General features: G+C 54.0%; 7 protein-coding genes. 4 read left to right on the top strand and 3 right to left on the bottom strand.

Translation table 11 applies throughout. The annotated features are described in order from the left end of the window. Window positions 1-735: 735 nt before the first annotated feature. The 3 genes from SB764_RS37255 to SB764_RS37245 form a co-directional block, all read right to left on the bottom strand. Window positions 736-870: a hypothetical protein gene (locus tag SB764_RS37255; RefSeq protein ID WP_410866356.1), complete on the bottom strand. Its 135-nt coding sequence runs from the start codon at window positions 868-870 to the stop codon at window positions 736-738. Between the two features lie 73 nt (window positions 871-943). Continuing rightward, entirely contained in the window at window positions 944-1,423 is a 480-nt protein-coding gene (locus SB764_RS37250) for a hypothetical protein (protein ID WP_410866355.1), read from the bottom strand. A 615-nt stretch (window positions 1,424-2,038) separates the two neighbouring features. Beyond that, window positions 2,039-2,683, bottom strand: a complete 645-nt coding sequence (locus SB764_RS37245) for a CGNR zinc finger domain-containing protein (RefSeq protein WP_410866354.1) — start codon at window positions 2,681-2,683, stop codon at window positions 2,039-2,041. A gap of 168 nt (window positions 2,684-2,851) precedes the next feature. On the opposite strand from SB764_RS37245, the gene SB764_RS37240 reads away from it, so the two are divergent. The 4 genes from SB764_RS37240 (at window position 2,852) to SB764_RS37225 (ending at window position 6,303) form a co-directional block, all read left to right on the top strand. Continuing rightward, window positions 2,852-3,541: an HAD family hydrolase gene (locus tag SB764_RS37240; protein WP_410866353.1), complete on the top strand. Its 690-nt coding sequence runs from the start codon at window positions 2,852-2,854 to the stop codon at window positions 3,539-3,541. A gap of 325 nt (window positions 3,542-3,866) precedes the next feature. Beyond that, window positions 3,867-4,829, top strand: coding sequence for a transaldolase family protein (locus tag SB764_RS37235; RefSeq protein WP_410866360.1), 963 nt, complete (start codon window positions 3,867-3,869; stop codon window positions 4,827-4,829). Between the two features lie 5 nt (window positions 4,830-4,834). Further along, window positions 4,835-5,590, top strand: coding sequence for a hypothetical protein (locus tag SB764_RS37230; RefSeq protein ID WP_410866359.1), 756 nt, complete (start codon window positions 4,835-4,837; stop codon window positions 5,588-5,590). Next, window positions 5,578-6,303: an SDR family NAD(P)-dependent oxidoreductase gene (locus SB764_RS37225; RefSeq protein ID WP_410866352.1), complete on the top strand. Its 726-nt coding sequence runs from the start codon at window positions 5,578-5,580 to the stop codon at window positions 6,301-6,303. Before SB764_RS37230 ends, SB764_RS37225 begins: the two co-directional genes overlap by 13 nt. Window positions 6,304-6,307: the final 4 nt, after the last annotated feature.

Genomic DNA, 6,307 nt, shown 5'->3' with positions numbered 1-6,307 from the left:
CGCTTATTCGTTAGGTGGACACGATACTCCCAAGACCTTTAGGGCATTTCAAGATGGGTTGCCCAGTCGCTTACGAAGCAGAACCTTGCCGTGCTTGTTCACCCCGTGGACCTGGAATACGTTCTTCGCCAGGTCGATGCCGATCGTTGTAATCTCCATGGTGGGCGCTCCCGCTGTTCGAGTGGTTGACGACACTTCCACTCTGGCACATCGATGCCGTTATAGGTGGGGGCGTCCATCCCATTGCTTACGTTTGACTTTCTTCGGTCGTGTAACGGCGGGAGGTACTTACGGCCATTTGGGAGTTGGAGTCGTTCCGGCGAAAGGAAATTTGTTGATCGTCTCACCAGAGGTGTCGAATATCTCGAGCTGGAACAACCTGGGAGGTGCAGCGCAGAACTCTACTTCCCTGATTGGTTTTCAACAGCGCCGCAAATCGATGTGCGATACGAAAGGTGCGGCTTGCCCAGCTTCAATACAGCATCGCCGGGGAACCAATTCTGTTCGTTGATTGGCATGCACGACATGCCATGAGCAAACCTTTATCGAAAGTTATCGTCTCAACGCCGACAGCTCCAGTCCATGTGCTCCGGAACTGCATTGTCGCTACGTTGCCTGCAACAGTACGGATGATTGACGGTCCAGCGTTCTCGATATCGCCTTTATTCACTTTGTTTGACCGTTGGCAGTAGAGACATGACTTCCGCAGATAGACAGGAATGAGAAACCACGGTGTCAATTGTCGGCGATCCATGTCTCGACATAGCCGGACTCGGTTTGATTCTGAACCTCCGTTGTAGCCCCAAGCGGATGCTTGATCACGCGATAGGCGGCGAGCGGATGCGAATGCTCACTCTTCTGCGACACCATTTCGTTGCCCGCACCGCAACCGATAGCGCTTGCGGCACGGACCGCGCCGTCTGAAGTGCGGCCCCCGCGCTTGTTACTTGACGGCAACGCCGGCCAGTTGCCCAATTCCGTCAGCCGTCTGTACGCCAACATTCCTCGCGACAACACCTAGGCCACCCACCACCGTGACGCCTGTGTCGGCCACCTCGAACTCGGTTCCTGCGATCGTAACCGTACCCTTGATGTGGTCGCTGCCGGCGAACACGCCCAAGAGTATCCGTGCCGCAACGGGCCGTGTCTTGAATTCACTTACATGCAGCGCAACCGGAGCGCCCGCCGCCGTAACCGGAATACCAATCTTCTTCATTTCGGCATGGAAGGCCCCGAGAAGATCCGCCTTCGCTTCAGAGGAAATGTCAAATGATCCCGTATCGATCTGCAATTCACTCACACCGCCGGCAAGTGCCACGCTTACATCGTGCCCCCGTTCGGCGGGTAGAGGATTCATGGTCGGCGCCCCCGCACACCCGGCGAGGAGAGAGATGAAGATCGCTGAAAGAAGGATAAAGCGCATTTTGTATATCCGGATTTTTGTTTAGGAACATGATGACCGGTAGCGCCGCAACCAAGGCATCAGCCACCCTGGGGATAAGAACTTTCCAGGCCACAAGAGCTGCAGTGTCGCCATCGGCTTGATGAATGATATCGGCAGCGCACGATCGATTCTTTAGTGTTCTCCTGGCACTCGGCATCAGTTTGCAAAATGCAAGAGCCATGTTTCCGTAAGCAACATCAAAAGTCCGCCCACAATTAACATTGCGAACTCTGCAGCGATTCCCCCCCACTGCAATTGGGCAAGAAGGCGCGGATCGTTGCCAATTTAGCGGGTAACGTTGAGTATCTGACACGGGCCTGATACGGCCTCATGCGTATTGCATAAAGTGATGCACCTCGAGTTGAGGCGAGAGTCTGCGTCCGACCCGAAGCAGCCGCTCGTAGCTGCAGGCGAGCAATGGCTGTTAGCGGAGTGAACCGGCCGGTCAAATGATCTGTAACTGACTGAGACGAGCGACTGGAACTAGCTGACTGCCGACCAATACGCGTAGGTACGGGCGTGCGTCTGCAGGTGGGAGTGACCGGTCATAGGGAAAGGGGCCGCAAGGGCGCACAGTTTCCTTTGACCGTGAGATTAGACGTCTATTTGCTTGGCATGTCGCCGTGCCTTGGCGCGATTGCCGCAAACATCCATCTGGCACCAACGACGGCGGCCGCTCTTGCTCGCGTCGAGAAAAAGCCAGTCGCAGTCGCAAGAGGCGCAAATCCGCAATCTAGGAAGATTCTCCCCAGTTAGGACTTCGGCAGCTCCAAGCGCCACGCGCCCCAGTACACGATCAAAAATTGAATGTGTCGTAACGGGCTGCGTCCAGACCCATTGAAATCGCGGCGCCTGCTTGTCGTGTTCAATGTGCCGGAATGGTGTCGTGCGCGCGAGCATCCGATTCAGTTCGTCCACTCCGTCGGCACAATCCATTCCGCTGACTGTCGCTTCTAGCAGGCGATATAGCCGATCCCGAAATGCAATTAGAGCCGCTAGCTGGTTAGCGGCATTTGTGGTGTCAGCTTTGATAGCACCAAGGAGAGCTTCGTACTCGCTCGGCGCAACCAGCGTTGCTCGAAGAGCCCAGGTGGCAACGTCGTCGGGCTGGCACAAGTTCTCTTCAAGTGAGCCAAGCGTTCCGTTCGTCCGACGGCCGTTGGCGGTGTTCACGAAATCTAGACACGCGTTTCCGCCCACCAGACGTATGGTGTCGATCCTTCCACGATGCTCTGGCATATCAGGCCTCCACAAGGTTGGCTGAGTATGCCATGCGGATGAAATTCTTACCATCAAAAATGGTAATACGGGTTATTTTTAACCGGTAATTTGCTGTTGACAGGTTAATTTTTGAGAGCCAGAATCGGGGCCAGCTGAGACACATTCACTATGCAAGCCGAGGGAAAAATGAGAGAAAGCAAAGTGAAAGAATCTGAGGGGGCGTCTAGGCAGAACCTGGTAATCTTTGACTGCGATGGCGTTCTTGTAGACAGCGAGCAGCTAGGCCTTTCAATCCTGGCAAAGATGTTGCGTAAACTTGGCGTCGATATCAGCGATGAGGTTGCGATTTCCCGCTTTCGCGGCCGTCGGATCGCTGAGTGTCTCGCTGAGATTGAGGGATCTCATGGCATAACGCTCCCGTCGGATTTTGAGCGACGTTTTCGCTCGGAAGCCCAAAACAGTTTTGCCTCGGATCTGCAGGCTGTCGATGGTGTCGTTGATGCGCTGAACGTCATCCAGGCGCGTACCTGCGTCGCGTCAAGCGCACCACTGGACAAAATCCATTTCACATTGTCGCTGACAGGGCTTTTGGCCCGCTTCGCCGGGAGAATATTCAGCGCGTATGAAGTCCAGTCGTGGAAGCCGGACCCAACATTATTCCGGCACGCCGCACGCATGATGGATTCAGTTCCGGCCCGAACAATCGTGATCGAGGACAGTATTGTCGGGGTGATGGCGGGCGTCGCGGCTGGAATGACAGTCCTCGGTTACGCATCCCATGATCGTGCTGGCGAACTCCTTGATGCCGGAGCAAGCACCACTTTTTCGACTATGGCGTTGCTGCCGGACCTAATCTCGCAATACCAGTCAAGGTAACGAACGGGAAAATCAGGTTCCAACTCGAATTGTGAGGAGGTGAGAAGGCAATGAGCTTCATACATCAAATCAATTCTTATTGTAAGGATTCCGAAGTATGGTGGGATTCTTCGCCATCCGTTTTTCAGCAATGGCGAAGCACGTTGAGCCCTAATGGCGACGACACGTCGGCATTGCTCAACGGAACGGAGCCAGCAAAATCTCAGTTCAGAGGGGCGACGACTAATCCTCGCCTGATTGCAGATTGCGTGCTTGCACAGGCAACACGTTGGCAAGGTGAAGTGCACAAGCTCATGACTCGTCGCCATATGCATCGCTACAGACGATTTTCTGGCGGCTCTACAAGGCTGTTCTGGCTGATGCAGCCCTCTCGCTCCGAGGTCTCTGGGAGGTCACAGACGGTAAATACGGATGGGTGTCGGCACAAGTCGATCCACGTGATGTTCTTAACAGCGAGCACATGTATCACCAAGGGCTCGAGTTAGCGTCGTTAGGCCCCAACGTTATGGTCAAGGTGCCCGGTACTGCAGCAGGCTATGACGCGATAGAAAAACTCGTCGAAAATGGCATTTCGATTAACAGCACATTTTCGTACACCGTTCCGCAAGTGCGATGCTGCTTGAGGGCAATCGACGCGGGACTTCGAAGACGACGTAAGGAGCCTGCCCGCTGGCGAAGTGTCATCACCTATATGATTGGTCGCTTCGGCGCGCAGGGTGACTTAATAGAGCAGGCGAGTGCCCGGGGCCTCGACTTCGGGCTTGCTGACGTCAGGTGGGCAGAGGTGCTGGTTTTCCGGAATATGCTCCAGGAAATTGCTGATTCTGGAGTTCCTGCGAAGCTCTTGTTGTCGAGCATCAAGGCTGATGTTAACGACAACGACGGTGCAACGACGTGCTGGCATCTTGAAAAAACTGCTGGAACTCCGGTTGTCTACACACTTACTCCCACCCTCCTAAAAACTCTGCTTGACGCGAAATACTGCTTACCTCCTAAACACGTACCAATGGATCTGGCGTCTATCGAAGATGTGCCCACAGATCTTTACGAGAGGCTGTTGTCCCTTCCTTACTTCATGAGCGCGAGTAGGGCGGATGGCATGAGCGCTGAAGCATTCCATCATCAGGGCGCCTTCATCACGACCGCTGCCGAGGCGTGTGCAAGCATTCGACGAATGCACGATTTTATCGCACGCGCTTTTCAGGCGCGCCATTGGAGTCAACCCAAAACGTATGCGTCGCCACTGGACAATACGCTCCACACCGGTGTACTTGGGGAGGCAGCGTGAGTTTGATGATTGCCCTTTGGGCCCATCCCCGATCGAGATCGACGGCTTTCGAGCGAGTGTTTATCGAACGCGGCGATTTTCAGGTTTTTCATGAGCCTTTCTCAAGTTGCCGCTTCGCTGGGAGCGACGGTCAGCACATTCCGTTCAATCATCTTCCGCAGAGTGAGCCGACCTCGTACGTTGAGGTGAAGAACCGACTGATACAGGCTTCAAAGCATGGAAATGTCTTTCACAAAGACATGTGCTATCACTGCCTTGATCAGTTGCTTCTTGATACCGAGTTTCTGGAAGTTCAGGTCAACGCGTTTATTATCCGCGATCCGATTCCGACCATTCTTTCTCATGCGGAGTTGTTTCCGGATATGCCGCTTGACGCGATCGGCTATGAGGCACTTTATCGCGTATTCGAACGAGTTAGCGAGCTTACAAATCGGAGTCCCGTCATTATTCATGCGGATGATCTCGCTGCTCATCCTGACGCTGTCATCCGCGCGTTCTGTGAAGCGGTGGATATCGAGCATCTACCAGCGGCGCTGCAATGGCGACCTGTGATGCCATCACAGTGGGCGACATGGCATGAGTGGCACAAGGACGCCGCCGAGAGCACCGCAATTACCAGTAATGGTTCGCGGAGATATTCGACCGATCTCGAATCGAATCCGAGGCTACGAGCGTACTACGAACATCACCTGCCATTCTATGAACTGTTAAACGCGAAAAGGCTTCCTTTTTCCGTGGAGAGAGCACAATGCGACAAGTAATGGTCACTGGCGTAGGGAATGGCATTGGTGCAGCGATCGCACGAAAATGCGTAGCTCAAGGTACAACGGTAATCGGGTGCGATATCGACGGCGAAGCAATGGGACGGCTAAAACGGGAATTTCCCGAAGGGATGTTTTTTAGCGAAGTCGTCGATGTTGCCGATCTCAGTGCACTTCGTCGGTTCTTCGCTCATTGCACCGAACGCTTCGATTCTATCGATGGGCTTGTCAACAACGCCGGGCTCTACCACGGCAAGAGCGTCTATCAGTACACCGACGACGAAATCGAGTACATCATCGCGGTGAACCTCACTTCGTTGATCCATCTATCGAAGGATTTCGCGACTCACGTCCGGGATGCTGGCCGTCGTGCGGCCATCGTAAACGTCACATCGGTCGCCGGGGAGGTAGGGAGTTCCGATGCTTTATACGGCTCGACAAAGGCTGCTGTTATAGGTCTCACAAAGAGCAATGCGTGGAACTTTGCACCGGAAGTACGTGTAAATGCCGTATCTCCGGCACTGATTCGTGAGACGGCGATTTATCACCGGATTCCAAAATACCGACTCGAAGAATATCAGCGTCAGGAAACCTTGAAAGATCCAATTTTGCCAGATGGCGTTGCAGATGTCGTGATGTTCCTGCTCTCCGATGCAAGTAAGCACCTTACAGGTAAAGTCGTGCCCGTCGACAACGGTGCGTATCCACGCTAAGAGG

It is taken from the genome of Paraburkholderia sp. SIMBA_027 (assembly GCF_046535315.1).
Taxonomy (GTDB): Bacteria; Pseudomonadota; Gammaproteobacteria; order Burkholderiales; family Burkholderiaceae; genus Paraburkholderia; species Paraburkholderia tropica.
Note: the sequence above shows the minus strand (reverse complement) of the source record. Positions and strands in the feature narration are given on the sequence as shown.